The 25,505-nt window shown below is 71.4% G+C and carries 32 protein-coding genes; 14 read left to right on the forward strand and 18 right to left on the reverse strand.

What is annotated here, in order from left to right:
- Positions 1-14 precede the first annotated feature (14 nt).
- Entirely contained in the window at positions 15-1,418 is a 1,404-nt protein-coding gene (locus K8U61_RS08885) for a cytochrome P450 (RefSeq protein WP_224122647.1), read from the forward strand.
- On the opposite strand, the gene K8U61_RS08890 is transcribed toward K8U61_RS08885, so the two are convergent.
- On the reverse strand, positions 1,399-1,767 hold the full coding sequence (locus K8U61_RS08890) for a VOC family protein (RefSeq protein WP_224122648.1): 369 nt from the start codon (positions 1,765-1,767) through the stop codon (positions 1,399-1,401). The two genes, K8U61_RS08885 and K8U61_RS08890, sit on opposite strands and share 20 nt — an antisense overlap.
- Before the next feature lie 113 nt (positions 1,768-1,880).
- Between K8U61_RS08890 and K8U61_RS08895 the strand changes: the two genes are divergently transcribed.
- From K8U61_RS08895 to K8U61_RS08910, 4 genes are all read left to right on the forward strand, one after another.
- Entirely contained in the window at positions 1,881-3,137 is a 1,257-nt protein-coding gene (locus K8U61_RS08895; RefSeq protein WP_224122649.1) for an MFS transporter, read from the forward strand.
- Between the two features lie 61 nt (positions 3,138-3,198).
- Positions 3,199-3,594 (forward strand): hypothetical protein, encoded by a 396-nt coding sequence (locus tag K8U61_RS25420; RefSeq protein ID WP_224122650.1) that lies wholly within the window; start codon positions 3,199-3,201, stop codon positions 3,592-3,594.
- Positions 3,591-4,346, forward strand: coding sequence for a sulfite exporter TauE/SafE family protein (locus K8U61_RS08905; RefSeq protein WP_224122651.1), 756 nt, complete (start codon positions 3,591-3,593; stop codon positions 4,344-4,346). The genes K8U61_RS25420 and K8U61_RS08905 overlap by 4 nt, the downstream gene beginning before the upstream one ends.
- Positions 4,347-4,437: 91 nt before the next feature.
- Positions 4,438-4,857, forward strand: coding sequence for a hypothetical protein (locus K8U61_RS08910; protein WP_224122652.1), 420 nt, complete (start codon positions 4,438-4,440; stop codon positions 4,855-4,857).
- Here the strand turns inward: K8U61_RS08910 and K8U61_RS08915 are convergent.
- From K8U61_RS08915 to K8U61_RS08935, 5 genes are read right to left on the reverse strand one after another with little or no spacing between them, the layout of a single operon-like run.
- Positions 4,758-5,384 (reverse strand): DUF1684 domain-containing protein, encoded by a 627-nt coding sequence (locus K8U61_RS08915; protein WP_224122653.1) that lies wholly within the window; start codon positions 5,382-5,384, stop codon positions 4,758-4,760. The genes K8U61_RS08910 and K8U61_RS08915 overlap by 100 nt on opposite strands.
- Entirely contained in the window at positions 5,381-6,139 is a 759-nt protein-coding gene (locus K8U61_RS08920; protein WP_272491953.1) for an amino acid ABC transporter ATP-binding protein, read from the reverse strand. The genes K8U61_RS08915 and K8U61_RS08920 overlap by 4 nt, the downstream gene beginning before the upstream one ends.
- A complete protein-coding gene (locus K8U61_RS08925) occupies positions 6,136-7,614 on the reverse strand; it encodes an ABC transporter substrate-binding protein/permease (RefSeq protein ID WP_224122654.1) in 1,479 nt (492 codons plus the stop codon). The genes K8U61_RS08920 and K8U61_RS08925 overlap by 4 nt, the downstream gene beginning before the upstream one ends.
- Before the next feature lie 59 nt (positions 7,615-7,673).
- Positions 7,674-7,961, reverse strand: coding sequence for a DUF1540 domain-containing protein (locus K8U61_RS08930; RefSeq protein WP_224122655.1), 288 nt, complete (start codon positions 7,959-7,961; stop codon positions 7,674-7,676).
- A gap of 53 nt (positions 7,962-8,014) precedes the next feature.
- Positions 8,015-8,470, reverse strand: coding sequence for an anthrone oxygenase family protein (locus K8U61_RS08935; RefSeq protein ID WP_224122656.1), 456 nt, complete (start codon positions 8,468-8,470; stop codon positions 8,015-8,017).
- Positions 8,471-8,556: 86 nt separating this feature from the next.
- Here K8U61_RS08935 and K8U61_RS08940 point away from each other — a divergent pair, with 86 nt between their 5' ends.
- Entirely contained in the window at positions 8,557-9,489 is a 933-nt protein-coding gene (locus K8U61_RS08940) for an AraC family transcriptional regulator (RefSeq protein WP_224122657.1), read from the forward strand.
- Positions 9,490-9,642: 153 nt separating this feature from the next.
- Here the strand turns inward: K8U61_RS08940 and K8U61_RS08945 are convergent, their stop codons facing one another.
- The 5 genes from K8U61_RS08945 to K8U61_RS08965 form a co-directional block, all read right to left on the reverse strand.
- On the reverse strand, positions 9,643-10,716 hold the full coding sequence (locus K8U61_RS08945) for an NAD(P)H-dependent amine dehydrogenase family protein (RefSeq protein WP_224122658.1): 1,074 nt from the start codon (positions 10,714-10,716) through the stop codon (positions 9,643-9,645).
- A 7-nt stretch (positions 10,717-10,723) separates the two neighbouring features.
- On the reverse strand, positions 10,724-11,881 hold the full coding sequence (locus tag K8U61_RS08950) for a sulfotransferase family protein (RefSeq protein ID WP_224122659.1): 1,158 nt from the start codon (positions 11,879-11,881) through the stop codon (positions 10,724-10,726).
- A gap of 16 nt (positions 11,882-11,897) precedes the next feature.
- Entirely contained in the window at positions 11,898-12,737 is an 840-nt protein-coding gene (locus K8U61_RS08955) for an SDR family oxidoreductase (protein ID WP_224122660.1), read from the reverse strand.
- A complete protein-coding gene (locus tag K8U61_RS08960) occupies positions 12,734-13,888 on the reverse strand; it encodes a DUF1214 domain-containing protein (RefSeq protein WP_224122661.1) in 1,155 nt (384 codons plus the stop codon). The genes K8U61_RS08955 and K8U61_RS08960 overlap by 4 nt, the downstream gene beginning before the upstream one ends.
- Positions 13,889-14,032: 144 nt before the next feature.
- Complete coding sequence (locus K8U61_RS08965) at positions 14,033-14,911, reverse strand: TIGR03619 family F420-dependent LLM class oxidoreductase (RefSeq protein ID WP_224122662.1); 879 nt, start codon at positions 14,909-14,911, stop codon at positions 14,033-14,035.
- A 46-nt stretch (positions 14,912-14,957) separates the two neighbouring features.
- On the opposite strand from K8U61_RS08965, the gene K8U61_RS08970 reads away from it, so the two are divergent.
- The 3 genes from K8U61_RS08970 to K8U61_RS08980 are packed head-to-tail and all read left to right on the forward strand — an operon-like array spanning position 14,958 to position 16,520.
- Positions 14,958-15,383, forward strand: coding sequence for a nuclear transport factor 2 family protein (locus tag K8U61_RS08970; RefSeq protein ID WP_224122663.1), 426 nt, complete (start codon positions 14,958-14,960; stop codon positions 15,381-15,383).
- Positions 15,384-15,392: 9 nt separating this feature from the next.
- Positions 15,393-15,875 (forward strand): nitroreductase/quinone reductase family protein, encoded by a 483-nt coding sequence (locus tag K8U61_RS08975; RefSeq protein ID WP_224122664.1) that lies wholly within the window; start codon positions 15,393-15,395, stop codon positions 15,873-15,875.
- 45 nt (positions 15,876-15,920) lie between these two features.
- On the forward strand, positions 15,921-16,520 hold the full coding sequence (locus K8U61_RS08980) for a hypothetical protein (RefSeq protein ID WP_224122665.1): 600 nt from the start codon (positions 15,921-15,923) through the stop codon (positions 16,518-16,520).
- 10 nt (positions 16,521-16,530) lie between these two features.
- On the opposite strand, the gene K8U61_RS08985 is transcribed toward K8U61_RS08980, so the two are convergent.
- Both K8U61_RS08985 and K8U61_RS08990 read right to left on the reverse strand, forming a co-directional pair.
- Positions 16,531-16,872 carry a hypothetical protein gene (locus tag K8U61_RS08985; protein WP_224122666.1) on the reverse strand — a complete coding sequence of 114 codons (342 nt, stop codon included), beginning with the start codon at positions 16,870-16,872 and terminating at the stop codon, positions 16,531-16,533.
- A gap of 8 nt (positions 16,873-16,880) precedes the next feature.
- Entirely contained in the window at positions 16,881-17,801 is a 921-nt protein-coding gene (locus K8U61_RS08990) for an EamA family transporter (protein ID WP_224122667.1), read from the reverse strand.
- Between the two features lie 139 nt (positions 17,802-17,940).
- On the opposite strand from K8U61_RS08990, the gene K8U61_RS08995 reads away from it, so the two are divergent.
- Together K8U61_RS08995 and K8U61_RS09000 are read left to right on the forward strand one after the other, a co-directional pair.
- On the forward strand, positions 17,941-18,438 hold the full coding sequence (locus tag K8U61_RS08995; protein ID WP_224122668.1) for a universal stress protein: 498 nt from the start codon (positions 17,941-17,943) through the stop codon (positions 18,436-18,438).
- 5 nt (positions 18,439-18,443) lie between these two features.
- Complete coding sequence (locus K8U61_RS09000; protein ID WP_224122669.1) at positions 18,444-18,950, forward strand: MarR family winged helix-turn-helix transcriptional regulator; 507 nt, start codon at positions 18,444-18,446, stop codon at positions 18,948-18,950.
- Here K8U61_RS09000 and K8U61_RS09005 read toward each other — a convergent pair.
- From K8U61_RS09005 to K8U61_RS09025, 5 genes are all read right to left on the reverse strand, one after another.
- Positions 18,938-19,711, reverse strand: coding sequence for a hypothetical protein (locus tag K8U61_RS09005; RefSeq protein ID WP_224122670.1), 774 nt, complete (start codon positions 19,709-19,711; stop codon positions 18,938-18,940). The genes K8U61_RS09000 and K8U61_RS09005 overlap by 13 nt on opposite strands.
- Positions 19,708-20,961 (reverse strand): hypothetical protein, encoded by a 1,254-nt coding sequence (locus tag K8U61_RS09010; protein WP_224122671.1) that lies wholly within the window; start codon positions 20,959-20,961, stop codon positions 19,708-19,710. The genes K8U61_RS09005 and K8U61_RS09010 overlap by 4 nt, the downstream gene beginning before the upstream one ends.
- Positions 20,958-21,233, reverse strand: coding sequence for a hypothetical protein (locus K8U61_RS09015; RefSeq protein ID WP_224122672.1), 276 nt, complete (start codon positions 21,231-21,233; stop codon positions 20,958-20,960). The genes K8U61_RS09010 and K8U61_RS09015 overlap by 4 nt, the downstream gene beginning before the upstream one ends.
- A complete protein-coding gene (locus K8U61_RS09020; protein WP_224122673.1) occupies positions 21,230-21,541 on the reverse strand; it encodes an SAV_915 family protein in 312 nt (103 codons plus the stop codon). The genes K8U61_RS09015 and K8U61_RS09020 overlap by 4 nt, the downstream gene beginning before the upstream one ends.
- Positions 21,542-21,609: 68 nt before the next feature.
- On the reverse strand, positions 21,610-22,455 hold the full coding sequence (locus K8U61_RS09025) for an aldo/keto reductase (protein ID WP_224122674.1): 846 nt from the start codon (positions 22,453-22,455) through the stop codon (positions 21,610-21,612).
- A gap of 38 nt (positions 22,456-22,493) precedes the next feature.
- Between K8U61_RS09025 and K8U61_RS09030 the strand changes: the two genes are divergently transcribed.
- The 3 genes from K8U61_RS09030 to grpE all read left to right on the forward strand — a co-directional run bounded on the left by K8U61_RS09030 (position 22,494) and on the right by grpE (position 25,482).
- Positions 22,494-22,931, forward strand: coding sequence for an NUDIX hydrolase (locus K8U61_RS09030; RefSeq protein ID WP_224122675.1), 438 nt, complete (start codon positions 22,494-22,496; stop codon positions 22,929-22,931).
- Positions 22,932-23,086: 155 nt separating this feature from the next.
- The gene (dnaK, locus tag K8U61_RS09035) at positions 23,087-24,940 is read left to right on the forward strand and encodes a molecular chaperone DnaK (RefSeq protein ID WP_224122676.1); all 1,854 of its coding nucleotides are present in this window, start codon (positions 23,087-23,089) and stop codon (positions 24,938-24,940) included.
- A complete protein-coding gene (gene grpE / locus K8U61_RS09040; protein WP_224122677.1) occupies positions 24,937-25,482 on the forward strand; it encodes a nucleotide exchange factor GrpE in 546 nt (181 codons plus the stop codon). The genes dnaK and grpE overlap by 4 nt, the downstream gene beginning before the upstream one ends.
- Positions 25,483-25,505: the final 23 nt, after the last annotated feature.

Genomic DNA, 25,505 nt, shown 5'->3' on the forward strand with positions numbered 1-25,505 from the left:
GTACCGTCGCCACCATGACCGCCGTCCGCCCCGATCTCTCCGACGTCAGCGAGCTCACCGCGCGGCGGTTCCGGCGGATGAGCCCGGGCAACCAGACGAAGCTGCCCCCGGTCGACACGACCGGCCTGCCGCCCGGCCCGAAGTGGCCGGTGCTCGTGCAGACGGCGGGGCTGCTGCGCTTCCGGCACAAGTTCCACCCCTACCTGCGCAAGCGGTACGGCGACGTCTTCACCGTGCGGCTCGCGCCCGGGGGCCGGCCGCTGGTGTTCTTCACCCGGCCCGAGCACGCGAAGGAGATCTTCGCGGGCGACCCCGAGGTCTTCCACGCGGGCAAGGCCAACGGCATCCTCGGCCCGATCATGGGGGAGCACTCGCTGCTGCTGCAGGACTCGTCCGAGCACAAGCGCGCCCGCAAGCTGCTGATGCCGGCGTTCAACGGCCACGCGCTCCGCGAGTACCAGAGCCTGGTCACCGAGGTCGCCCAGGCCGAGGTCTCGCACTGGCGGCCGGATCAGGAGTTCCGCTCGCTCGACCGGATGAACGCCCTCACCCTCGAGGTGATCCTCCGCGTCGTCTTCGGCGTCACCGACGAGGAGCGCCTCGCGCAGCTGCGCCCGCGGGTCAACAAGACGGTCAACATCAGCCCCGCGATCCTGCTCGGCTGGGGCTACCCGTGGCTGCAGAAGTTCGGTCCGTGGAAGGCCACTATCACCAACCAGCGCGAGCTCGACGAGCTGATGTACGCCGAGATCCGCGAGCGCCGTACGGCGCCGGACCTGGCCGACCGCACCGACGTCCTCTCCAAGCTCATCGTCCAGGGGGAGGACGGCGATGCCGCCCCCGAGAACCGGCTGAGCGACAGCGAGCTGCGCGACCAGCTCGTCACCCTGCTGCTCGCCGGCCACGAGACCACCGCGACCGCGCTGGCGTGGGCGCTCTACGAGGCCGGCCGCGACCCCGAGCTGCTCGCCCGCTGCCAGCAGGCCGCGACCGACGGCGACGACGACTACCTCGAGGCCGTGATGAAGGAGTCGATGCGGCTCCACCCGGTCATCCCGATGGTGGTCCGCACCCTCATGCAGCCGGCCACGATCGCCGGCTACGACCTGCCGAAGGGCACCACGGTCGGGCCGTCGATCATCATCGCCCACCAGCGCGAGGACAACCACGAGGACCCGTGGACCTTCATGCCGGAGCGGTTCCTCGGCCACAACCCGCCCACCAATACGTGGATCCCCTTCGGCGGCGGGGTGCGCCGCTGCATCGGCGCGGGCTTCGCGCAGATGGAGGGCGTCGCCGTGCTGCGCGAGGTGTTCGCGGCGTACGACGTGACCGCGATCGGCGAGGACGAGCCGAAGGTCCGCAACATCACCTCGGTCCCGCGCCACGGCGCGCGGATCACGGTCTCGCCGCGCTAGCGGGCTGCCACAGCTCGACCCGGTTGCCCGCCGGGTCGGTGACCCAGCCGAACCGGCCGACGCCGTCCATCTCCTCGACCTCCGCGGCGACCTCGGCGCCGCGGTCCCGGAGCTGGGCGAGCATGGCGTCGAGGTCGCGGACGCGGAAGTTGAGCATCGTGCGCTGGTCGGGTGCGCCGAGGTAGTCGCTGTCGCCGGGGAAGGTCGCGACGACGGTCGGACCCGGCTCGGGTCGCCACAGGCCGTGCTCGTCGAGGTCGAGCCCGAGGCACTCGCGGTACCAGGCGCCCAGCGCCTCGGGATCGGCCGCGCGCAGGAAGACTCCGCCGATGCCGAGGACGCGTTCCATGCGCCCAGCGTGCCAGAGCGGCGCGGCGGGTGGAGCGCCGATAACGAGTCGCGGCGGGTCGCCCGGGTGGGCGACCATGTCCGCTTGTGATCGATCGTCTCAAAGCACTGCGCATGGACACCACGCCCCTGCGCGAGTCCCGTGACTTCCGGCTGCTCTTCCTCGCCGGCACGGTCTTCTACTTCGGCGGGATGATCACCTACGTCGCGGTGCCGTTCCAGATCTACCAGCTCACCGGCTCCAACTTCGCCGTCGGCGCGATCGGCCTCGTCGAGCTGGCCCCGATCCTCGTCTTCGGCCTGTACGGCGGCGCGCTCGCCGACCACGTCGACCGACGCAAGCTGCTGATCGCGACGGGTCTCGGGCAGGCGGTCTTCACGGTCGTCCTGGCCTGGAACGCCTTCCGCGGCGAGCCCGACGTCTGGATCATCTTCGTGGTCGCCGTCGCGCTCACCTCGTGCAGCGCGCTGCAGCGCCCGTCGCGCGAGGCGCTGCTGCCGCGCACCGTGACCCATGCGCAGCTGCCGGCCGCCAACGCGCTCTCCAGCTTCGGCATCCAGCTCGGCCTGCTCGCCGGCCCGGCGCTCGGCGGCATCCTGATCGCCTCGATCGGCATCGGCTGGTGCTTCGTCGTCGACATATGCGGGCTCGTCATCGCGTCGTTCCTCTACGTGCTGATGCGCAGCTACCCGCACCGCGAGGAGACCACCCCGCCGAGCCTGGCCGGCATCAAGGAGGGCATGGTCTACGCCTTCCGCCGCCGGGACCTGCTCGGCACCTACTTCGTGGACATCGTGGCGATGATGTTCGCGGCACCCGTCGTCCTCTTCCCGGCGCTGGTCGAGGAGGTCTTCGACCAGCCGCACCTGCTCGGCATGCTCTACACCTCCGAGGTGATCGGCGCGATGGTCGCGACGACGCTCAGCGGCTGGACCGCCCGCGTCCACCACCACGGCCGCGCGATCGTGCTCGCCGCCGCGGCGTTCGGCGCGATGGTCGCGCTCGCCGGCGTGATGCCGAACATCTGGCTGGTCGCGCTCTTCCTCGCCCTCGCCGGCGCCGCCGACATGATCTCCGGCATCTTCCGCGGCACCGTCTGGAGCCAGACCATCCCCGAGTCGATGCGTGGCCGTCTGGCCGGCATCGAGATGCTCTCCTACTCGGTCGGCCCGCTCGCCGGCCAGGTCCGGGCCGGCGTCACCGCCGACCTCTGGTCGGTCCGCGGCGCGATCACCTCCGGCGGCATCGCCTGCGTCGCCGGCGTCGGCGCCACCGCCCTGTGGCTCCGCGACTTCTGGACCTACGACGCCCGCACCGACGAGCACGCCGTCGCCGAGCGCGCCGTCCGCGAGTCCGCCGGCGAGGACTGAGCCAGGAGCCTGAGTACCCGTGCGGATGTGACGACCCGGACGGTCCGCCGAGACTCGGGCGGTGACCTCCTCCCGACTGCGCGCCGCCCGGGTCTTCCTCATGTCGACGGCGCTGATCGCCGGCTACTGGGCCGGTACCGGCTGGTACCTCTCCTCCCCGCGCTGCGAGTCCACGCAGACCAACCCGTGGGCGTGCCTGGGGGAGGCATGGTTGTCGGTGGTCGTGGGACTCCCGATGCTGGCGCTGGTCGTGGCGGTCGTGCTGCTGGGTCGCGGCCTCCTCCACGCCCTGGCCGGCGGGGTCGCCAGCGTTGCTCTCGGCACCGTCGCCGTCTACCAGCTCCTCAGCGCCACGGCGTACGGCGGCTCGGACACGATCGGCTGGGTGCTCACCGCGCCTGCGGTCGGACTGGCCGCCGCGGTCTGGTCGGTCCGCGTGCCAGACTCGCGGGCGTGATCCACGGCGTCGAGGTCTCGGTCTTCCTCGCCGCCGCCGGGGTCGTCGCCGGGATCATCGGCACCGCCGGGGGCATCACGAGTCTCGTGGCCTACCCGGCGCTGCTGGCCGTCGGCGTACCGCCCCTGACCGCCAACGTCACCTGCAGCGTCGCGCTGATCGGCAGCGGCGCCAGCTCGGCCGCGAGCGCCGGTCCCGACGTCGAGGGGCGCGGTACGACGATCCGCACCTGGCTGCCGATCGCGGTGCTGCTCTCCCTCGCGGGCGCGGTCGTCCTGGTGTCCACGCCCGACCGGGTCTTCGACCGGATCGTCCCGTTCCTGGTCGCCGCGGGCGCGCTGGTGCTGCTGCTCCAGCCGCGGATCCGGCGGTGGCAGGAGGCGCGCGACCACGCGTGGAGCCGGCCGACCGTCGTCGCCGGACTGGGCGGGATCGCCTTCTACAACGGCTACTTCGGCGCCGGCAGCGGCATCCTGATGGTCGCGCTGCTGATGCTCACCCGGGAGCCGGTGCTCCACCGCGCGAACGGCATGAAGAACGTCATCCTCCTCGTCAGCGACCTCCTCCCCGGGGCCCTCTTCGCCGTCCTCGGCGCGGTGGCGTGGCGGTCGGCGGTCCCGTTGGGGATCGGCGCCGTCGTCGGCGGGCTCATCGGCCCGGTCGTCGCGCGCCGCGCTCCCACCGACCTCCTGCGCGTGCTGATCGCCTGCTGCGGCTTCGCCCTGGCCGGCTGGTTGCTCGTCAGTGCGTGACTGCTGAACCACGCCGGCGACCGCCGCGTATGCACGGATGACCCAACGTCGGGTCGCCGAGAGGACGGAGGTCGCCATGAGGATGCGAGTGTTGGCCGCGGTGGGAGTGCTGGTCTCGGGGGCGGTCCATCTCAAGCTCTACGTCGACTGGGCGCACGAGAACGACAAGGTCGGGCCGGCGTTCCTGCTGAACGCCATCGCCGGGCTGGTGATCGCGATCCTGCTCCTGACCTGGCAGCACTGGGTCCCGCCGCTGCTGTCCGTGGGCTTCGGCCTGGCCACGCTGGTCGCCTTCCTGACCGCCGCGACGGTCGGCCTGTTCGGGGTCTCGGAGGGCTGGTCGGGCTGGGCCGTGTGGACGGCGCTGATCTCCGAGGTGGTCGCGGTCGTGGCGGGCGGGGTGGTGCTGGCTCAGCGGGCGGGTCGCTCGGGCTCCAGCTCCCCGACGGGCACTGCGACCTCGACCGTGTTCCCGGCCGGCGGCAGTGGGCAGGCCCATGCGGGGTCGTAGGCGCACGACGGCGCGTAGGCGAAGTTGAGGTCGACGACGAGACGGTCGCCGGTGCCGCCGAGGTCGGCGCCCTTGATCGTGTCGAGCAGGTAGCGGCCACCGCCGTAGCCGCCGCCGGGCCGGCCGCTCGAGCCGTCGCGGAGCGGGAGGAAGAGGCCTCCGCCGTACGTCGTGAGGCGCCAGAGGTCGAGGTCGCCGACGCCCGGCAGCGTGACGGTGCCGAGGCGCTCGAAGGGCACCATGCCGTCGGTGCCGGTCTGCACCTCCCAGGTCAGGGGCTCGGCGGGCGCGATGGGCACCTCGAAGCGAAAGGCCGGGTCGTACGGCGCGACGGCCAGCCCGTCGAACGACGACCGGTCCTCGGGCAGCAGGGGACTGGCCGGATGGTGGGCGAAGAGCTCGTCACGCCCCCCGCGCCAGAGGTCGTGGCCGGCCTCGGGCGACGATGCGGCGCGCACCTCGGCGTACAGCCCGGAGACGCGCCGCCGCCAGTCGGCGACGTCGATCGCGGACGAGGCGGCGCTCACCCGGCGTCCAGCATCCGCGCCAGGAAGCGCTGGGTGCGGTCCTCCTGCGGGTCGGTCAGCACCTCGGTGCCGCCGCGCTCGGCGACGACGCCGTTGTCGAGGAAGAGGACCTGGTCGGCGACGTCGCGGGCGAAGCGGACCTCGTGGGTGACGATGACCAGCGTCCAGCTCTCGGCCGCGAGGTCCCGGATCACCGCGAGCACCTCGCCGACCAGCTCGGGGTCGAGTGCCGAGGTGGGCTCGTCGAGCAGCAGCACCTCGGGCTTCAGCGCGAGCGCGCGGGCGATGCCGACGCGCTGCTGCTGGCCACCGGAGAGCTGCGAGGGATAGGAGTCCTCGCGGCCGGCGAGCCCGACCTGCTCCAGCAGCACGCGGGCCTCGGCGGTCGCCTCGTCGACGGGACGCTTCTGCACCTGCACCGGCCCCTCGACGAGGTTGCCGAGGACGGTCTTGTGCGGGAAGAGGTGGTGGGACTGGAAGACCATCCCGCTCTTCGAGCGGAGCGCCTTGACCGCCCGCCGATCGGGTGGCGTGGCGAAGTCGATGGTCGCGTCCGAGATCCGGACGACGCCGGCGTCCGGCGTCTCCAGCACGTTGAGCGAGCGCAGGATCGTGGTCTTCCCGGACCCCGACGGGCCGAGGAGGGCCGTCACGCTCCCGCCGTCGGCGGTGAAGTCGACGCCGGTCAGCACCTCGTGGTCGCCGAAGGACTTGTGCAGGCCCTCGACCTGGATCAGCGGGGTCGCGTCGGTCATGTGGCGTACCTGCTCAGTCGTCGTTCGAGCGGACCCTGCGCCAGGCTGACGAGGTAGCAGACGACCCAGAAGTAGAGGGCCGCCATCGTGTAGAGCGGGAGGTACTCCGTGGTCGCGGCCGCGGTCACCTGGGCCTCGCGGAAGAGCTCCGGCACCAGCACCAGTGAGGCGAGCGCGGAGTCCTTGATCAGCGACAGGAGCGTGTTGCCGAGCGGGGGTACGGCGATCCGCGCCGCCTGCGGCAGGATGATCCGCCGCATCGACTGCCCGTAGTCCATGCCGATCACCGTCGCCGCCTCGTACTGCCCGCGCGGCACCGAGAGGATCGAGGCGCGCACGACCTCGGCGGCGTACCCGCCCACGTTGAGGCTGAGCGCCGCGATGGCGGCCGGGTAGGGATCGAGGTCGAGGCCGATGGACGGCAGCCCGTAGAAGACGATGAACAGCTGCACCAGCATGGGGGTGCCGCGGATGATCGAGATGTAGATGCGGGCGATCCAGTCGAGGACCCGGATCGAGGAGAGCCGCGCGAGGGCGGCCGCGACGGCGAGCACCATGCCGATCACGAAGCTGAAGATCGTGAGCGGGATGTTGCCCTTCACCAGCCCCTTGAACATCGGCCACGCGGTGTCCTTCACGACCTGCCAGGTCGTGCGCGAGTCGGTCGCCTTCACGTCGACGTCCTTCGAGCCGCCCTGGACCGTCACGTCGGCGCCGAAGTACTGGTCCGAGATCTTCGCGAGCGTCCCGTCGTCGGTGAGCGCCTTGATCGCGGCGTCCGCCTCCTGCTGGAGCTCCGGGTCGCTCTTGCGGAAGGCGAGCGCCTGCTCGAGCACCTCGTCACCGGCGTCGCCGGCGATCTTGACCTGGTCGTTGCCGGACGTCGCGAGGTAGTCCAGGACCGCGATGTTGTCGTTGACGATCGCGTCGACCCGACCCTGCTCGACGAGCTGCACGCCGGGCCCGAAGTCCTGGACGTACTGCACCTTCGCGCCGGCGTCCTTGGCGACCTGCGCCCAGTTGCTGCTGGCGGTCTGGGCGGTCGTCCTCCCCTTCAGGTCCGCGAGCGAGGTGATGTCGTCGGTGTCCTTGGCGGTCACGATGACGCCGTGGGAGTAGGTGTACGGCGTGCTGAAGAGGTAGCGCGCCTTGCGCTCGCCAGTGATCGTCACCTGGTTGGCGATGACGTCGATCCGCTTGGAGTCGAGCGCGGGGAAGAGCGAGTCGAAGGGCGCCTCGACGAACCGGAGGTCCCAGCCGGCCTCCTCGCCGATCGCCTTGATCACCTCGATGTCGAAGCCGGTCAGCTCGTTGGTGTCGGGGTCGCGGTAGCTGAAGGGCGGGTAGACGCCCTCGGTCCCCACCCGCACCACGCGCGCGTCGTCCGCCTGCGCCGCGGCCGGTGCGCCGAGCACGGCGGCGTACACCAGCACGAGCAGTGCGGGCAGCACCAGGAGGCGGCGGGTCAGGGGCACCCGTCCCGCGTACCCAGCGCCGTCACCCACGAACCATCACGATGCGTGAGCGCTCGGCATCAGGCCATCGCGAAGGTGAGGCAGTCGGCCGGGTCGTCGCCCGCCCCGATGTCGACGCTGTCGGCGGAGCACTCGAGCTTGTCGTTGTGCCGGCAGTCGCTGCGGTGGCAGGCACCCACCTGGCCGTGCGCGGCGGCGCCGGCCTCGTGGTCGCCCGTGGAGACGAACGTGCCGCAGCTGGTGCCGTCGGTGACGGTGATGGCGCCGGCGTGGCAGTCGTGGTCGTGGTTGTAGCTGCACCCCGCGACGCTGCAGGTGCTGATGATGGGGAGCTGCATCGTGGTCATGCCTCCCACCGTGGACCCGTACGCCGGGACCGTCCAGCCTGCTGAGGCTTACCTCAGCTGCGGAGCGCGGCCCAGGCGAGGCAGCCGAGGGCCGCGGTCGAGGTGAGGGTCCGGGCGATGTTCAGGGCCACCCACGCGGACTCGAAGGCACCACGCGATCCGCCGTCGGCCAAGGCATTGTTGAGCGGCACGTTCCCGGCCGCGGTGATCGCGACCGTGCCGATCGCCAGGGCGAGGCCCGCGATCGCCCAGCCCCGAGCGCCCGACGGCGAGGCCACCACGGCCGCGGCCGCGAGGGCCGGGGCGCCGAGGAAGCTCAGCATGAAGACGGGGTTCACGATCGCCACGTTGACGTGGGTCATCGTCGAGACGAAGGTGCGGTCGTCGACCTTCGCGAGGCCGGGCATCACCCCGCACGCCCAGGTGTAGTAGGTGCCGGCCTGGAGCCCGGCGGCCAAGGTTGCGGCGAGGAGGATCGGGGAGCGCAGCTGCGCGAGGAGCTCGGTCATGGGTCCAGCGAACCGGCATCGAGCGAGACGATCCATCGCCGTACGACGCTCTTCCATACGCGAACGTCCAGAACTACGCTCGAACCGTGGATGGACTCGCGGCCCTGCTCGACGGTCCTCGGGCGCGTGGTGCCTTCCTGCTCCGCTGTCTCATGGAGCCGCCGTGGGCGGTCCGCCTCGAGGACGAGTCACCGCTCACCGTCACGGCCGTCGTCTCCGGGGAGCTCTGGGCGCTGCCCGACGACGGGCCGCCCTTCCGGCTCGGCCCCGGCGACGTCGTCGTCACCACCGGCGCCGACCACTGGACGATCGCGGACGACCCGGGCACGGCGGTCCAGGCGGTCATCCATCCCGGCCAGCACTGCACGACCCCCGACGGCCGGACGCTCGAGGAGGAGATGCACCAGGGTGTGCGCAGCTGGGGCAACAGCGCGACCGGGTCGACCGTGATGCTCACCGGCGCCTACGCGCTCGAGGGCGAGGTCAGCCGCCGCCTGCTGCGGGCGCTGCCCCGCTTCATCGTGCTCACCCAGGACGAGCTCGGGTCGCCGCTGGTGCCGCTGCTGGCCGACGAGATCGTCAAGGACGCGCCCGGCCAGGACGCCGTGCTCGACCGGCTCCTCGACCTGCTGCTGATCGCGGTGCTGCGGGCGTGGTTCGGCCGTCCGGAGGCCTCGCCGCCGTCCTGGTACGTCGGCCAGGCCGACCCCGTCGTCGGTCCCGCCCTCCGCCTGCTCCAGCACCACCCCGAGCACCCGTGGACGGTCTCGTCCCTCGCCGCCGCGGGCGGTGTCTCGCGCGCCGCCTTCGCCCGCCGTTTCAGCGACGTCGTCGGCGAGCCGCCGATGACCTTCCTCACCGGCTGGCGACTCGCTCTCGCCGCCGACCTGCTCCGCGACCCGACCGCCACCCTGGCGACCGTCGCCCGCCAGGTCGGCTACTCCACGCCGTTCGCGCTGAGCACCGCCTTCAAGCGGGAGTACGGCGTGAGCCCGCGGGACCACCGGGCGTCGGCCTGACGGTGGTTGAGGTGCTCCGGAGCGAGGTACGAGCGGAGGAGCCTCGAAACCCCCGCAGCCCGAGGAGCAGCCTCTGGTCCGACGCTGCTGAGAGGCTCGCCGGGTTTCGAGGCTCGGGCCTGGCGGCCCTCACACCTCAACCAGCGACGACCCTCAGCGGATGGTGCCGGCCCCGGGGATCAGCGGCAGGTCGAGGGCGGTGACCCAGCCGGGCGGGAGGTCGTTGACGGCCGGGACGGCGTTGAGGGCGCGCAGGCCGGTGGCGAGGCAGCCCGCGACGGCGGGGGCGCGGCCGGAGCCGTCGGTGAAGCGGAACGCCGTCTCCTGGCTGATCGACGGGGATCCGGCGATGTCGACGCGGTAGACGTCGTCGCCGGTGCCGGCCGGCCAGTCGGGGGCGGCGTCGAGGCCGATCCGGTTGACGTGCTCGAGCGTGATCACCTCGCGACCGTCGTACACGCCGTTGATGGTGAAGCGGATCGCCGCGACGTTGCCGGCCTCGATGACGCCCTTCGCGGTCTTGCGATCGGTCGGCGTCACCCACTTCTCCCAGGTGGTGGTGATGTCGTCGAGCTCGATGCCGGCGGCGTGCGCGATCATCGGCACGGTCGCGCCCCACGCCATGATCAGCAGGTCGGGGATCTCCAGCAGGGGCGTGTACGACGGGGGCCGGCCGATGCCCATCTCGTCCTCGTAGTCGCCCTCGTAGTCGGTGTAGTCGAGCAGCTCCGACGCGCGCACCGAGTCGACCCGCCCGCACAGACCCATCAGGGTCATCGGGAAGAGGTCGTTGGCGAAGCCCGGGTCGATGCCGGTCGTGAAGCAGGACGCGCCGCCCTCGGCGCAGGCCTCCTCGATCGGGGTGATCCAGTTGCCCGGGTTCTGCTTCATCGCCGGCCACACCCAGGGCGTCATCGCGGTCGAGCACACGTCGATCCCGGCCCGCAGGAAGGCGGTGATGACGCGGATGTTGTCGTCGGCGTACTGCGCCGTCGGGCCGTAGTGCACCAGCGCGTCCGGCTCCAGCGCGATCAGCTCGTCGACGGACGTGGTGGTGAGGATGCCCGTCTCCTCGAGGCCCACCAGGGGTCCGACGTCCTGGCCCACGCGCTCCGACCGCGTCACGCCGACGCCGACCAGCTCGAACACCGGGTGGTCGAGGACCTCCGCGATCACCATCGCCCCGACGACGCCGGTGCCCCAGACGACGACTCGCTTCTTGTCCATGTCAGTCCTATCGGTCGAAGGCCGCTCGGACCCGGTCCTCGGAGAGGCCGTAGTCCTTGAGCGTGTAGGTGTGCGACGGCTTCGCCTTGCCCTGCTTGGACTCCTGGTCGATCGCCTCGACCACCGCCTGCACGTCGGGCGTCCAGTCCAGTCCGAACTGGTCGTAGATCCGTCGCGTCACCGCGAGCGGGTCGGAGACCAGGTCCTTGAAGGCGACGTCGATGAACTGGTCCTGGTCGTACGCCGGCCGCGCGTCGTGGAAGGCGTGGAACGCGCGCGACCACAGGTCGAGCTGGGTGTGGCCGATGACGCCACCGACGTACGTGTCGCTGTGCCCCACCGTGGTCTCGGCGGACAGCGAGCACGACGACGCGATGCAGGTGACCGGGTCGCGGTGCGTGTAGACGATCAGCGCGTCCGGGTAGACGGTCATCAGGGCGTCGAGCGCCGTCATGTGCGACGGGTTCTTGAGCACCCAGCGCTTCTCGGGGTCGTTCATCCCGACCAGCTGGAGGTTCTGCTTGTGCCGCGCGTAGGCGTCGGTCCAGTCCTGGCGCTTGAGCCACTCGGTGTAGCGCGGCAGGTTCGCCAGCGCCTCGTAGGAGTTGGACTTGCCGGTCTGGCGCAGCAACCGCCAGCACTCCTCGACCGTGGTCGCGTCCATGTAGTGGATCCCCATGAACTCGGGGTTCTCGACGTGATGCGCGGCGAATCCCGACTGCATCGCCTGGAAGATCGGGTCCGACTCCCAGGTCTCCCGGGGCGGGCGCGGCTGCGGGTACTGCGTCAGCCACATCTCCAGGCCCTGCGCCATCGGGTCCGCGTGCAGGTAGCGGTGCAACGCGGTCGTGCCGGTGCGCGGGAGGCCCATCAGGAAGATCGGCCGTTCGATCGGCACGTCGCGGTGCTCCGGGTGCGCGGTGAACTGCGCCTGCGTCAGCAGCACGCCGACCAGCGCCGACTTCACCTCCGAGCGCTGGAAGTAGTTGCCGCGCGGGGTCAGCCCGGCCTCGGGGGAGCCCAGGTCGTCGACCAGGACGCGCAGACCCTGCTCGTGGACGCCGTCGCCGAAGTCGGACATGCCGGTGGTCCGCACGGCCGCGGCGACGATGTCCTCGTACGACCCGACGTCCGCCCGCTCCCGGGTCATGATGTTGTCGGACATGTGCTGCCTTTCGGCGTCAGCTGTGGAACTCGCCGCAGTCGACGGTCAGCATCTGGCCGGTGACGGCGGAGGCGAGGTCGCTGGCGAGGAAGAGGGTGGCGCGGGCGACCTCCTCGGACGACGCGAGCCGCTGGAGGTCGGTGGGCGCGGCCTTCTCGGCGTAGACCTGCTCGTGGGTCTTCTCCTCGACGGCCGCGAGGAAGTCGAAGTAGCCGCGGTTGACGTCCTCGTAGATGTACGACGGCGCCACGCTGTTGACCCGGATCCCGCGCGGGCCGAGCTCGGTGGCCAGCGACGAGGCGAGGTGCTCGAGCGCGCCCTTGGAGAGCTTGTAGCCGGCGTACTCCGGCTGGCTGGAGAAGGAGACGCAGGAGTTGAGCATGATGATCGACCCCTTCGACTCCGACAGGGCGTCGGCGAAGAGCGCGGAGAGGCGCAGCGGCGCGAAGACGTTGGTCTCGTTGACCTTCGCGAGCTTGCGCGGCTCGATCTGGGTGATCGGGTCCATCGGCGGGATCGTGAAGGCGTTGTTGATGATGCAGTCGACGCGGCCGAAGGCCTCGAGGGTGTTGTCGCGCAGGTTGACCCGCGAGTCCTCGTCGGTCACGTCGGTGACGATGCTGACCACCTTCACGCCGTAGCCCTCGAGCTCGGCCTGGAGCTCGAGCAGCCGCGACTCGGTGCGGCTCGCGATGACCAGGTCAGCCCCCATCTTGGCCGCCTCGACGGCCAGCGCCTTGCCGAGGCCGGGGCCGATGCCGGAGACGACGACGACCTTCCCCCTCAGCAGGGGCACTGCGGTGTAGCGGTCCTCGATCGAGGTGTCGTGGGCCTGTGCGTAGCCGAGCTCGCTCAACTGATCATCCTTCGGGCAACGGAGCGCTGCCGGGCGGCGATCCGCGCGGCGTACTCCTCGGTGGTGAGGGGGGTGAAGTGCGGGACCCGAGACGGTACGTCGGCGAGCGGCACCACCTCGGCGACCGGGCCGTCCTCCGGCCCGAGGTCGCGCTCGAGGCGCTGCCAGCGCAGCATCAGCGCGCCGGTGCGGTGGCCGGTGGTCTCCAGCCAGTTGGCGATCGGCGTGCCGCCCGGCGGCGTCTCCGAGATCACGAAGCGCATCTTGCCGTCGGGGTCGACCTGCGCCTGCGCCTTGGTCAGCGAGGTCTGGTGCGTCTCGTAGTCGGTCGAGGCGTACCAGTCCGAGCCGATCTGGATCGCCTGGTAGGAGCAGTCGGTGCACTCCGGGACGGTGATCACCAGGGCCTGGTCCTCGGCGAGGTCGTAGTGGCCGATCGAGGAGCGCTGCGACTCCAGGCCGCCGGGCGTCGACTGCGGCGCGGTCGGGACGTTGGCCGGCTCCTTGTACTGGAAGAAGTGGGGGAAGGCGAACCAGGTGTGGATCGACCCGACCAGCGAGCGCGCCGCGACCTCGTACTTCTTCGCGAGCGTCCGCTCGCTCAGCGGCGCGGCCGGCTGACCGACCGTGTCGGGGCGCTCGATCCAGAGGGTGCCGCGCTCCTCGGTGTCCCAGTCGTTGAAGACCTCGCGCACGATCAGCGTCTTGGCCCCGGGCTCCGCGACGTAGCGGAACTCGAAGTTCCCGTCGGCGTCCTTCTCCAGCTCGCGGTCGTCGAAGGCCATCATCGAGGCGGCCGCCGAGTCGGCGGAGTAGGTCCCGCCCATCACCTGGAAGGACAGGTCGGCGGCGGTGCCGCGGCGCCCCCGGACGACGTACTCGACGCCCTCCTTGAGGTAGGCGTTGAAGTAGATGGCGTCCGGGTTGTCCAGGCCCTGTCGGGAGAACTGGTGGGTCGGGTTGATGAAGACCGGCCGGTCGAGGTCGTAGTCGAAGGCCATCTGCATGGCCATCCGGATCCGGCCCGAGAGGTAGTCGTAGCCCTCGAGGAGGTCCTGCTCGGTCGTGATGAACGGCGCGGCCTCGATCAGCTTCTCGGCCTCGGCGATGGCGTCCTGGAGGACCTTGGTCATCTCGAGCGATCCGGTCATCGGCCTGACCCGCTGGTTGAGGTGCGAGGGCCGCTAGGCCCGAGCCTCGAAACCCGGTGGGCCGAGAGACTGCCGTGGGCGAGCCTGCTTCGAAGGCTGCGGGGGTTTCGAGGCTCCTGCGCTCCTGCGTCGCTCCGGAGCACCTCAACCACCGACCTTCGCGATGATCTGCTCGGCGTACCGCTCGAGGTGCTCGATCTTCTTGTCGAGGGGCTCGGTGTCGGGACCCTTGATGTAGGGCATCCGGAAGCCGACGATGCAGTCGGTGACGCCCTTGTCCTCCAGGCGCTTGATGCCGTCGAGGGTGTAGGCGTCGTACGAGATCACGTGCACCTCGAAGTCGTCGCGGGTGTCGCCCTCCTCCTCGCGGATCTCGGCGAGGCGGGTGAGGAGCCGGTCGAGCTCCTCGCCGTCGCCGCCGGCGTGCATCCAGCCGTCGCCCTTGAGGACGGCGCGGCGCAGCGCGGCGTCGGCGTGGCCGCCGACCAGCAGCGGGATCGTCTCGGTCGCGCCCGGGCACTGCTTGAGCGCGTCGACGTCGTAGAACTCGCCGTGGTACTCGAAGAACTCGCCCGTGGTCAGGCCGCGCAGGACGTCCATGCACTCGTCCATCCGCTTGCCGCGCTTGGCCCAGTCGACGCCCATCGCGGCGAAGTCCTCGGGCCACGGCGAGATGCCGACGCCGAGGCCGAGGCGGTTGTTCGAGAGGAAGGCCAGCGACGAGGCCTGCTTGGCGACCAGCACCGGCGGGCGGATCGGGAGCTTGAGCACGAACGGCGTGAGCCGCAGCGTGGTCGTCACCGCGAAGAGGTGCGCGCAGAGCACCATCGTCTCGATGAACTCCTTGCCGTCGAGGAACTCCCGGTCACCGGTGTCGGTGTAGGGGTACTTCGAGTCGGAGTCCTTCGGGTAGATGACGCTGTCGGCCACCGTCATGCTGGTGTAGCCGGCGGCTTCCGCGGCCTGCGCCAGGGGCGCGTAGTAGGTCGCCTGCGTCATCGCCTCGGCGTAGCTGAATCGCATGGGCCACACAGTAGAACGTGTTCCAGTTTTGTGCCAGAGTTCCCCTGTGGAGCTCCAGGAGATCAGTGACAGGCTCGAGATCGAGGGCGTCGTCATCCGCTACACGCGCGGCATCGACACCGGCGAGTGGGACCGGCTCGACACCGTCTTCACCCCCGACGCCGCGATCGACTACACCGAGTCCGGCGGCATCGCCGACGCCTACCCCGCCGTGAAGTCCTGGCTGGCCGAGGTGCTGCCGGCGTTCTTCCCCAAGCGGATGCACTCGCTGCACCAGCTCGACATCGCGGTCGACGGCGACGAGGCGACCTGCTCGGCGTACTTCCACAACCCGATGCCGCTCGACGACGGCAAGGGCGGGGAGAAGGTCGTGGAGTTCGGCGGCATCTACCACCACACGCTGACCCGGACGCCCGACGGCTGGCGCAGCCGGAAGCTGCACGAGGAGATCGTCTGGAAGCGTGGGATGTGAGGAGCTGACATGGCGGTGAAGGAGAAGCCCGAGGGCCTCGACTCCCCGGTGACCGCGAAGGTCATCAAGTACGGCGCCAAGGCGCAGGTCGTGGTCTTCAAGCTCACCAACGGCCGGATCGGCTCGAAGTGGCGGATCGGCGCGGGCTGGAAGAAGCCGGTGCCGACGCTGCTGCTCGACCACGTCGGCCGCAAGTCGGGCACGACCTTCACGACGCCGCTGCTCTACCTCGACGACGGCCCGGACCTGGTGATCGTGGCCTCGCAGGGCGGCCTGCCGAAGAACCCGCAGTGGTACCCCAACCTGGTCGCGCAGCCGGACACCGTCGTACGCCTGCGCAAGGAGGGGGTACGCCGCGTCCGCGCCCGCACCGCCGATCCGGAGGAGAAGGCCGCGCTCTGGCCGCGGCTGGTCGACCTCTATGCCGACTTCGAGAGCTACGCCGCCTGGACCGACCGGGAGATCCCCGTGGTGGTGCTCGAGCCGCGCTGAGGCCCGAGTTGGATCCGGCTTGCCCCCTGCGGTGAGAATGGGGCCATGTCCGAGCAGCCGCCCGAGCCGCCCGCCGACCGACCGGAGCGTCCCGACGAGGGGCACCCGATCGCGGCCGGCCTGATCGCGCTCGTCGGCGTCGGCGTGGTCGTCGGCCTGATCCTCGGTCTGGTCGTCTTCGCCGGCACCAAGGTCGTCGGCCTCGGCGGTGACGACAGTGCGAGCGACGCGGGGGACGGCTACACGCTGGTCGTCCCGAAGCCGCAGAAGACCACCGGGTCCTCCGGCCCCGAGATCACGCTCGCGCCGAGCGAGAGCGACGCGACCTCGTCGAGCACCCGCAAGTCGCGGCCGAGCAAGAGCGCCTCGCCCGACCTCGAGATCAGCCTGTCGGCCTCCACGACCAGCGCCGGCCCGATGGAGCCCTTCAACCTCAGCGGCGTCTACCCCGGCGGCGAGGGCGCGATCCTCCAGGTCCAGCGCTTCGAGGGCGGCCGGTGGGCCAACTTCAACGCGACCGGGTCGGTCAGCGGGGAGCAGTTCCAGATCCCGATCCAGACGAGCCAGCCCGGGGTCAACCGCTTCCGCGTGGTCGACACCGACAGCGGCCTGGAGTCCGGCGAGGCCAAGATCACGATCGGCTGAGCGGCGCCGCTCAGCCGCAGTCGGCGGTCGTGTCGGCGGGGTCGTCGGGCACGTGCACGTCGCAGCGCACGACGGTGCCGGCGCGGATGAAGCGCACGTTCTCCGTCGTCGAGCCGGGGGAGAGGCTGAACTGCGAGACCGACTCCGGGCCGTCCTGGGGCTTCATCGCCTTGCCGTCGGTCGAGACCGGGTCGAGCCCCTCGTCGGCGAGCGCCGCGTAGGCGGCGTTGGCCGGGGTCCGGGCGTCCAGGCCCATGGCCCTGCCGAGGACCAGCGGCCCGCCGAGGACCGCGGCCGCGAGCACGACGATGAGCAGGCCGAAGACCCAGCGGTTCAGGGAGGTCGTCTCCATGCGGCCCATCATGCCGCGAGGGTGACCTCGGCCGCGCGCGGGCTCCGGCGCCGGCGTCGTACGGCGGCGATCACGGCCGGCTGGCCGGCCAGCACGCCGCCGAGCACGAGGACCATCCCGAGCGCCTGGCCGAGCCCGAACGCCTCCCCGGCCAGCGCCACGCCGATCACGGTGCCGGCCACCGGGTTGAGCAGGCCGACGAGGGAGACCGCCGCGGCGGGGAGCTCGCGCAGGCCGCGGAACCACACGACGTACGCGAGCACCGTGCCCGCGAGCCCGAGGTAGAGGAAGCCGCCGACCGCCGGCAGGTCGAGCGCCGGTGGGGCACCCTCGACCAGGAGCGCGAGCGGCAGCAGCACCAGGCCGCCGGCGACCAGCTGCCACGCGGTGAAGGTGAGGAGGTCGACCGGGGGCTGCCACCGCTTGACCAGCACGAAGCCGACCGAGGAGAGGGTGACCGCCCCGAACGACGCCGCGACGCCCACCGGGTCGACGGTGACGCCGCCACGCAGGACGAGCAGCGCGACGCCGGTGACGCCGACCGTGGCGCCGACCAGCGACGCGGCGCGCGGTCGCTCCCCGACCAGGGCCCAGGCGACGAGCATGACCAGGATCGGCGCGGTCGCGGTCAGGGTCGCCGCGGTGCCGCCGGGCAGCCGGTAGGCGGCGACGAAGACGAGGGCGAAGAAGGCGCCGATGTTGAGCGTGCCGAGCACGAGCGCGCGCCACCACCAGATGCCGGAGGGGAGTCCCGGCCGGAGGGCGAGGAGCAGCAGGCCGAAGGGCAGCGCCCGCACCATCGCCCCGAAGAGGGGACGGTCGGGCGGCAGGAAGGTCTCGGTGACGTAGTAGCCCGAGCCCCAGGCGATCGGGGCCAGGGCGGCCAGCGCGAGGATGCCGGCACCGCGGAGCGCGCTATTGATTTCCATGGAAGACATAATAGTTTCCATGGCAGATGTATTCCGCACCGCCGGTCGTCGAGCGTCGGCGACGCCGCGAGGTGCGTGCCCGGACGATGGGGACCTCCGACCCGTCAACCGCGGTGACCGCTAGCCCTAGGGTGGTGCCATGGCAGCTGCGCGCACCGTGCTCGTGGGCCACGACGGCTCGCCCACCGCCGACCTGGCCCTCGCCTGGGCCCTCGACTACGCCGGCCGGTTCGACGCCGACGTCCGGGTGATCCGCGGCTGGGTGATGTCGACGGCCCCGCGTCCGGCATCGATGACCGGCGGCTACGTGCCGCCGATCGAGGAGTTCGAGGCCGCCGTGGTCGCCGAGCTCGAGGCCGACGGCGCGCGCGTGGTGGCCGAGCGGGGTGCCGCCGACGTCGACGTGTCCTACGAGGGCTTCCGCGGCGCCGCCGCGAACGGACTCGTCGAGGCCTCGCCCGACGCCGACCTCCTGGTGGTCGGCGCCCGCGGCCTGGGCGGCTTCAGGGGCCTGGCCCTGGGGTCGGTCAGCGACCAGTGCGTCCGGCACGCCGCCTGCCCCGTCGTGGTGATCCGCGACGAGCACTCGGCGGACATCGAGCGCTCCCGCCGGCTGGACCGAGGGCTCGAGGGCTGACCCGGATGGCGACACCCGACCTCGACCACGTCGGTCGGATCATGGCGCAGTGGCGCGAGGAGCGCCCCGACCTCGACCCGTCGCCGCAGGGCGTGATCGGCCGGCTGCACCGGCTCGCCGCCCGGCTCACCGAGGAGCTCGTGGCGGTCTACGGCGAGTTCGGCCTCGGCGAGGGCGAGTTCGACGTGCTGGCGACGCTGCGGCGCACGGGCGCGCCGTACGAGCTGACGCCCGGCGACCTCGCCGCACAGACGATGGTGTCGTCGGGAGCGGTCACCAAGCGGGTCGACCGCTGCCTCGAGCAGGGCTGGGTCACGAGGCGGGTCGGCGACGGCGACGCCCGCGGCCGGGTGATCGCGCTGACCGAGTCCGGCCGCGAGGTCATCGACGCGGCGTTCACCGCCCACATGGCCAACGAGCACCGGCTCGTGGACCTGCTCGATGAGCTGGAGCGGGCGCGCCTCGCGCACCTCCTGGAGAAGTGGGGACGAGCGCTCGATCAGGCCGACTGACCGGCCGGGTGCAGCTCACGCTCGGCCTCGGCCGTCCCCAGGTCGGTCCGCGTCGACGGGTCGCGCGTCCAGCGCTGCATCGCCTCGTAGAGCAGCGCGGTGTGCGGCTCGACGGCCGCCGCGTCGACGAGCAGCAGCCCGGGCTCCAGGTGCGAGCGCGCGGGCCAGGCGCGGGGCAGCTGGCGCCCCTGCCAGCTCGTCGAGCCGACCGCGGCCCGGATCAGCAGGTGCGGGCGACGATCCGACCGGACGACCTCGACCCCGGCGACGTCCGCCCAGTCCAGCGAGGACTCGGTCCGCCAGCCGCGGACGACGATCCGCTGCCGGGTGAGGCTCAGCCAGGCCCCGCGTCGCAGGGCCAGCAGCAGATCGGTCAGGGGGAGGGCGAAGAAGCCCGCGAGCAGGAGCCCCAGCACGCCCCCGGCGATCGCCCCGGCGGCCAGCCCGAGCAGGCCGGCCAGCGCGGTCACGGCCGTCAGCCAGCCGCACACGAAGGCGCCGCCCCGCGCGGGCGACGGGTCGTAGCCGACGACGGTCGCCCCGCCGGCCGTCTGCACGCGCTCGCCGGTCGGCCGGACGCCCCACCACGAGCGCGCGACGATCGGCAGGGTCGCCAGCCAGCAGAGGCCGTAGAGCACGAGCACGAGCCGGACCTGCCAGGCCGCGCCGGTCGCGAGCAGTCCGCCGGCGACCAGGGCGATGCCGAGGAGGACGTTGGTGCCGAGCAGGAGGGCGCGCACGGCGGGGTAGCCGCGACTCATCCGAACACCGAGTGCCACGCGCCGCTGACGCCGTCGCCGATCGCGTCGCCCGCGTCGCCCGCCAGGTCACCCACGGCGCCGACGGTATCGGTCAGCTCGCCCCATCCGTCGGCGACGGCGTCGCCGACGTCGCCGATGCTGTCCACGCCGTTCTCCCACATGGAGTCGATCGCGCCGGAGGTGATGATCCCGACGCCGGTGCCGACGATCGCGCCGGCGACCGCGCCGACCGCGGTGCCCGGCCCCGGCACGATGGAGCCGACGGCCGCCCCGACGGCGGCACCGGCACCCACGCCGGCCAGGAAGCCGCCCACGTTGGAGGTCGTGGCCTGGGCGGCGGACTCGCCGTCCTGCATGTCCTGGTAGATGCCCCAGCCCGTCGCGGCGACGCCGAGGACGAAGAAGCCCTTGCCGACCTTGCTGGCGAGCCGCGACCCCTCGAAGTCGGCCCCCTTGGCCGCGTCGCTCGCCTTGATGTCGAGGTCGTCGGCCTTGCGCAGGGCTTCGTAGTAGTCGTCGGGATCGGTGCCGGTGAAGCGACCGTCGGCGTCGATGTAGGAGCGGGCGATCTGGCGCCAGACCTGGGCATCGTGCTTGAAGGCCTGCTCGGCGTCCTTGAACCACCGCGAGATGCGCACCTGGATGCCGATCTCGGCGGCGCTGGTGAAGAGGTCCTGCAGCATGCTGGTGATGTCGTCGCCCTTGGCCTGCCAGGTCGAGGTGAACGCGTCGATCGCCTGCTGCCAGGACTGGTCGGCGGCGTCGGCGGTGGCCACCGCGGAGTTCCAGGCCGTCACCTTCGCGTTGTAGGCGTCGACGGTGGCGACCGCCCGGTCGTGGGCGTCGGCCTCGGTCGGGGTCGCGTCGGCCGGCAGGGCGCCGACGGAGGGCGGCGCGGTCCCCGGGCCGTGGATCACGGTGCCCGTGACCGTCAGCCCGCCGCTGCTCGCCGTCGCCCGCGCCTCGGCCATCTGTCCCTGGGCCGAGGTCAGCGCCGTCGCGAGCGCATCGGTCTCGGTCGCCATCGTGGTGGCGGCCGAGGTGACACCGTCGGTCGAGGACCCGAGCGTCTTGAGCTCGCGCTGGAAGCCGGCGCTGGCCTCCGACGTCCATGCCGAGCTGGCCTGGGACCGGGCCGAGAAGACCGCGTCGCCGTACGTCGTCCCGCCCGTGGCGAGGGTGTCGCGCAGCCAGCCGGCCACGGCGGAGATGCTGGCGGGGTCCCCGGCGATCTCGGTGTCGCGGATCACGGCGCCGACTCCAGGAGCTCGTCCGCCGCCTCGCTGTCGGTCGTGGCGAGGTCGACGTTGCACGCGTCGGCGACCGAGGCGAGCGAGGCGCCGTCGTCGACGAGCCGGGCGCCGGCCTCGCCGAAGCTGTGCAGCATCGCCCCGAGGATCACGGTGGCCAGGCCCGCGTCCGGGGTCGGGACGCCCTGCCCGCTGCCGTCGAAGGTCGTCGCGGCGGCGGTCAGGTCGGAGGTGACGGCGGCGAGCGCCGCGTGGTCCAGGTGGATGCTCATGCGCGCAGCCCCGCCCGGGACTCCTCGGGGACGTAGAGGTCCATCAGCACGAGGTCGAACGGGGCGTTCTGGTGCAGTCGCGGGAGCTCGGCGGTCGGGAAGGTGAACCAGGGCTGGTCTACGCCGCAGCAGGTCTGCAGGCGGTCGAGCGCCGAGTAGACCAGGAGCGCCTGCCGGCCGTCCTCGGTGCGCTGGTAGCGCACCTCCAGCTCCTCGGGGTGCGGTGTCTGCCGGGTGCACGGCAGGTAGAGGATCGGTGGGTAGTGCGCGGGGTCGCGGCGGTCGGGCACAGTCGCTGCGGCAGCCATGGACTCCTTGTCCCCGACCCCGACCCGGCAGAAACGTGTCGCCGGGTCGGGGCTCGGCTTCCGACGGGTCAGCTCGGGATCCAGTCGAAGGTGTCCGGGTTGGGGCCGGTGCGGCCGGCCTCGCCCTGGTCGAGCGCGGTGATCGTGGCGACCTCCTCGTCGGTGAGGGAGAAGTCGAAGATCGCGAAGTTCTCGCGCATCCGCTCCTCGCGCATCGACTTGGGGAAGACGATGTCGCCGCGCTGCACGTGCCAGCGCAGGGTCACCTGCGACGGCGTGCGGTCGTGCGCCTTCGCGATGTCGACGATCGCGGGGTCGTCGAGGACCTTGCCCTGGGCGATCGGCGACCACGCCTCGACGGCGACGCCGAGCCGCTGGGAGGCGGTCCGGGCGGCGTCGTTGGTGAAGTAGGGGTGCGCCTCGATCTGGTTCACCGCCGGCACGACGCCGGTCTCCTCGACGATCCGGGTGAGGTGGTCGGGCTGGAAGTTCGAGACGCCCACGGACGTCGCGCGCCCGTCGGCCACGAACTCGGTCAGCGTCCGCCAGGTCGACACGAAGTCGCCGCCGTACCGGGTGGGCAGCGGCCAGTGGATCAGGAAGAGGTCGATCCGGTCGAGGTCGAGCCGGGTCAGGGTGGCGTCGAAGGCGCGGCGTGCCTCGTCGGGCTCGTGGAAGGTGTTGTTGAGCTTGCTGGTGATGTAGAGCTCGTCGCGGGCGATGGCCGAGGCCTTGATCGCGGCGCCGACGCCCGCCTCGTTGCCGTACATCTGCGCGGTGTCGATGTGGCGGTAGCCGACCTCGAACGCGGTCTCGGTGGTCGCCTGGGTCTGGTCCGGCGGGACCTGGAAGACCCCGAAGCCGAGCTGGGGGATGGTGGTCTGGTTGTTCAGGGTGACGGTCGGAACGGTCATGCCTACTCCATCTCCGGCACCCGGGTAGAACATTCCCCATGGAGCCCGACGTCCTCGATTTCACCGACTACGACACCCGCCTCGGCGCCTACGCCGTGATCGTCCGCGACGGCCACGTGCTGCTCGCGCTGTGGAACGAGCCGACGGTGCCGACCTGGACGCTGCCCGGCGGCGGTGTCGAGCTGGACGAGTCGCCCGAGCAGGCGGCCGTCCGGGAGGTGCGCGAGGAGACCGGGTACGACGTCGAGCTCGGCGCCCTGCTGGGCGTGGACACGTTCGTGATGACCCCCGAGCAGCGGTTCGAGCCGGTGGGGAGGCGGCCGCAGAAGAACGTGCGGGTGTTCTACGCGGCGACCGTGGTCGGCGGCGAGCTGCGCGACGAGGTCGACGGGTCGACCGACGAGGCGCGATGGATCCCGCTGGCCGACGTACCGGGGCTGGTGCGGGAGCCGATGGTGTCCCGCTACGTCGGCTGAGAAATTCTCGGTCGAGGCGGGAATCAACCCCGCCGTACCTTCGTTCGAGTGAGTGAGCAAAGTTGAGTTGATCAGACTCAACTAATTTGTCAGACTCAGGTCCGCGGCGCACGATGGCCGCGAACGAACCAGACTTTTTCGGAGGTAGCAGGACCATGGCACGTGCGGTCGGTATCGACCTCGGCACGACGAACAGCGTCGTCGCCGTCCTGGAGGGTGGCGAGCCCACCGTCATCGCGAACGCCGAGGGCGCACGGACGACCCCGTCCGTCGTCGCGTTCGCCAAGTCCGGCGAGGTGCTGGTCGGCGAGGTCGCCAAGCGCCAGGCCGTCACCAACGTCGACCGGACCATCAAGTCGGTCAAGCGCCACATGGGCACCGACTGGAAGACCGACATCGACGGCAAGGACTTCACCCCGCAGCAGATCAGCGCGTTCGTCCTGCAGAAGCTCAAGCGCGACGCGGAGGCCTACCTCGGCGAGACCGTCACCGACGCGGTGATCACGGTCCCGGCGTACTTCTCCGACGCGCAGCGCCAGGCCACCAAGGAGGCCGGTGAGATCGCCGGCCTCAACGTCTCGCGCATCGTCAACGAGCCGACCGCGGCCGCGCTGGCCTACGGCCTCGACAAGGGCGACGACCAGACCATCCTCGTCTTCGACCTCGGCGGCGGCACCTTCGACGTGTCGCTCCTCGAGATCGGCGAGGGCGTGGTCGAGGTCAAGGCCACCTCCGGTGACAACCACCTCGGTGGTGACGACTGGGACGCCCGGATCGTCGACTGGATGGTCAAGAAGTTCAAGGACAACAACGGCGTCGACCTCGGCGCCGACAAGATCGCCAAGCAGCGCCTCCAGGAGGCCGCGGAGAAGGCGAAGATCGAGCTCTCCTCCTCGAGCGAGACCACGATCCACCTGCCCTACATCACCCACGGTGAGTCCGGCCCGCTGCACTTCGAGGAGAAGCTGACCCGCAGCGAGTTCCAGAAGCTGACCTCCGACCTGCTCGACCGCACCAAGGCGCCGTTCCAGTCGGTGCTCAAGGACGGCGGCGTCGACGTCAGCAAGATCGACCACGTCGTGCTCGTCGGCGGCTCCACCCGGATGCCCGCCGTCACGGACGTCGTCAAGGAGCTGCTCGGCGGCAAGGAGCCCAACAAGGGCGTCAACCCGGACGAGGTCGTCGCCGTCGGCGCCGCCCTGCAGGCCGGCGTCCTCAAGGGCGAGGTCAAGGACGTGCTGCTCCTCGACGTCACCCCGCTGAGCCTCGGCATCGAGACCAAGGGCGGCGTGATGACCACCCTGATCGAGCGCAACACCACCATCCCGACCAAGCGGTCCGAGATCTTCACGACCGCCGACGACAACCAGCCGTCGGTCGAGATCAAGGTCGCCCAGGGCGAGCGCCAGATGTGGTCGCAGAACCAGCCGCTCGGCAACTTCGAGCTGACCGGCCTGCCGCCGGCCCCGCGCGGCATCCCGAAGATCGAGGTCACCTTCGACATCGACGCCAACGGCATCGTGCACGTGACCGCGAAGGACCAGGCCTCCGGCAAGGAGCAGTCGATGACGATCTCCGGCGGCTCCGCGCTGTCGAAGGACGACATCGACCGGATGGTCAAGGAGGCGGAGCAGTACGCCGAGGAGGACGCCAAGCGGCGCGCCGCGGTCGAGACCCGCAACCAGGCCGACCAGCTGGTCTACACGACCGAGAAGTTCCTCGCCGACAACGCCGAGAAGCTGCCCGAGGACGTGAAGACCGAGGTCCAGGCCGACGTCGACGCGCTCAAGGCGATCCTCGAGAACGCCGACGCGAGCGCCGAGGAGATCCAGGCCGGCGTCACCAAGCTCGGTGAGTCCAGCCAGAAGATGGGTGCCGCGATGTACGCCGCGGCCGAGGCCGACCAGGCCGCCGCGGGTGGCTCGGACGGCTCGACCGGCGAGGCCGACGACGACGTCGTCGACGCCGAGATCGTCGACGAGGACCCGGCTGAGGGCGAGTCCAAGTGACCGAGCCGTCCCAGGACGAGCAGCTCATCCCCGAGCCCGCACCGACGCCGGAGGAGCAGGACACCCCTGCTCCTCCGGCGGAGGGCTCCGTCGCGGACGGGGCGGCCGAGGTCGACGAGACCGACGCACGGGTCGCCGAGCTGACCAACGACCTCCAGCGTCTGCAGGCCGAGTTCGTCAACTACAAGCGCCGCGTCGAGCGGGACCGCGAGCTGATCAAGCAGAACGCGACGTACACCGCGCTCGCGCCGATCGTCGAGGTCCTCGACACCGTCGACCGGGCCCGCGAGCACGGCGACCTGGACCCTGGCTTCCAGGCGGTCGCCGACCAGCTCGAGCGGGTCGTCGCCGGCGTCGGGCTGACCAAGTTCGGCACCGCGGGCGACGCGTTCGACCCGACCATCCACGAGGCACTCTCGCACATCGGCGAGGACCCCGAGGTCGCGGTGACCACCTGCAAGGTGATCGCCAAGGCGGGCTACCGGATCGGCGACCGCGTCGTGCGCGCGGCGCAGGTCCTCGTCGTCGACCCGGCGAGCTGACCACGACCGCCACCACCACGACC

The organism is Nocardioides mangrovi (assembly GCF_020073815.1).
Taxonomy (GTDB): domain Bacteria; phylum Actinomycetota; class Actinomycetes; order Propionibacteriales; family Nocardioidaceae; genus Nocardioides; species Nocardioides mangrovi.

Excerpts from the sequence above, each read along its gene's own strand:
- K8U61_RS09030 (WP_224122675.1), top strand. The coding sequence starts at position 22,494 with ATGGAGCCCGACGTCCTCGATTTCACCGACTACGACACCCGCCTCGGC.
- K8U61_RS09025 (WP_224122674.1), bottom strand. The coding sequence starts at position 22,455 with ATGACCGTTCCGACCGTCACCCTGAACAACCAGACCACCATCCCCCAG.
- K8U61_RS08930 (WP_224122655.1), bottom strand. The coding sequence starts at position 7,961 with ATGACCACGATGCAGCTCCCCATCATCAGCACCTGCAGCGTCGCGGGG.
- K8U61_RS08980 (WP_224122665.1), top strand. The coding sequence starts at position 15,921 with ATGTCCGAGCAGCCGCCCGAGCCGCCCGCCGACCGACCGGAGCGTCCC.
- K8U61_RS08990 (WP_224122667.1), bottom strand. The coding sequence starts at position 17,801 with ATGGAAATCAATAGCGCGCTCCGCGGTGCCGGCATCCTCGCGCTGGCC.
- K8U61_RS09005 (WP_224122670.1), bottom strand. The coding sequence starts at position 19,711 with ATGAGTCGCGGCTACCCCGCCGTGCGCGCCCTCCTGCTCGGCACCAAC.
- K8U61_RS09020 (WP_224122673.1), bottom strand. The coding sequence starts at position 21,541 with ATGGCTGCCGCAGCGACTGTGCCCGACCGCCGCGACCCCGCGCACTAC.
- K8U61_RS08965 (WP_224122662.1), bottom strand. The coding sequence starts at position 14,911 with ATGCGATTCAGCTACGCCGAGGCGATGACGCAGGCGACCTACTACGCG.
- K8U61_RS09000 (WP_224122669.1), top strand. The coding sequence starts at position 18,444 with ATGGCGACACCCGACCTCGACCACGTCGGTCGGATCATGGCGCAGTGG.
- K8U61_RS08995 (WP_224122668.1), top strand. The coding sequence starts at position 17,941 with ATGGCAGCTGCGCGCACCGTGCTCGTGGGCCACGACGGCTCGCCCACC.
- K8U61_RS08985 (WP_224122666.1), bottom strand. The coding sequence starts at position 16,872 with ATGGAGACGACCTCCCTGAACCGCTGGGTCTTCGGCCTGCTCATCGTC.
- K8U61_RS09015 (WP_224122672.1), bottom strand. The coding sequence starts at position 21,233 with ATGAGCATCCACCTGGACCACGCGGCGCTCGCCGCCGTCACCTCCGAC.
- K8U61_RS08920 (WP_272491953.1), bottom strand. The coding sequence starts at position 6,139 with ATGACCGACGCGACCCCGCTGATCCAGGTCGAGGGCCTGCACAAGTCC.
- K8U61_RS08935 (WP_224122656.1), bottom strand. The coding sequence starts at position 8,470 with ATGACCGAGCTCCTCGCGCAGCTGCGCTCCCCGATCCTCCTCGCCGCA.
- K8U61_RS08895 (WP_224122649.1), top strand. The coding sequence starts at position 1,881 with ATGGACACCACGCCCCTGCGCGAGTCCCGTGACTTCCGGCTGCTCTTC.
- K8U61_RS08950 (WP_224122659.1), bottom strand. The coding sequence starts at position 11,881 with ATGTCCGACAACATCATGACCCGGGAGCGGGCGGACGTCGGGTCGTAC.
- K8U61_RS08945 (WP_224122658.1), bottom strand. The coding sequence starts at position 10,716 with ATGGACAAGAAGCGAGTCGTCGTCTGGGGCACCGGCGTCGTCGGGGCG.
- K8U61_RS08890 (WP_224122648.1), bottom strand. The coding sequence starts at position 1,767 with ATGGAACGCGTCCTCGGCATCGGCGGAGTCTTCCTGCGCGCGGCCGAT.
- dnaK (WP_224122676.1), top strand. The coding sequence starts at position 23,087 with ATGGCACGTGCGGTCGGTATCGACCTCGGCACGACGAACAGCGTCGTC.
- K8U61_RS08975 (WP_224122664.1), top strand. The coding sequence starts at position 15,393 with ATGGCGGTGAAGGAGAAGCCCGAGGGCCTCGACTCCCCGGTGACCGCG.
- K8U61_RS08960 (WP_224122661.1), bottom strand. The coding sequence starts at position 13,888 with ATGACCGGATCGCTCGAGATGACCAAGGTCCTCCAGGACGCCATCGCC.
- K8U61_RS08885 (WP_224122647.1), top strand. The coding sequence starts at position 15 with ATGACCGCCGTCCGCCCCGATCTCTCCGACGTCAGCGAGCTCACCGCG.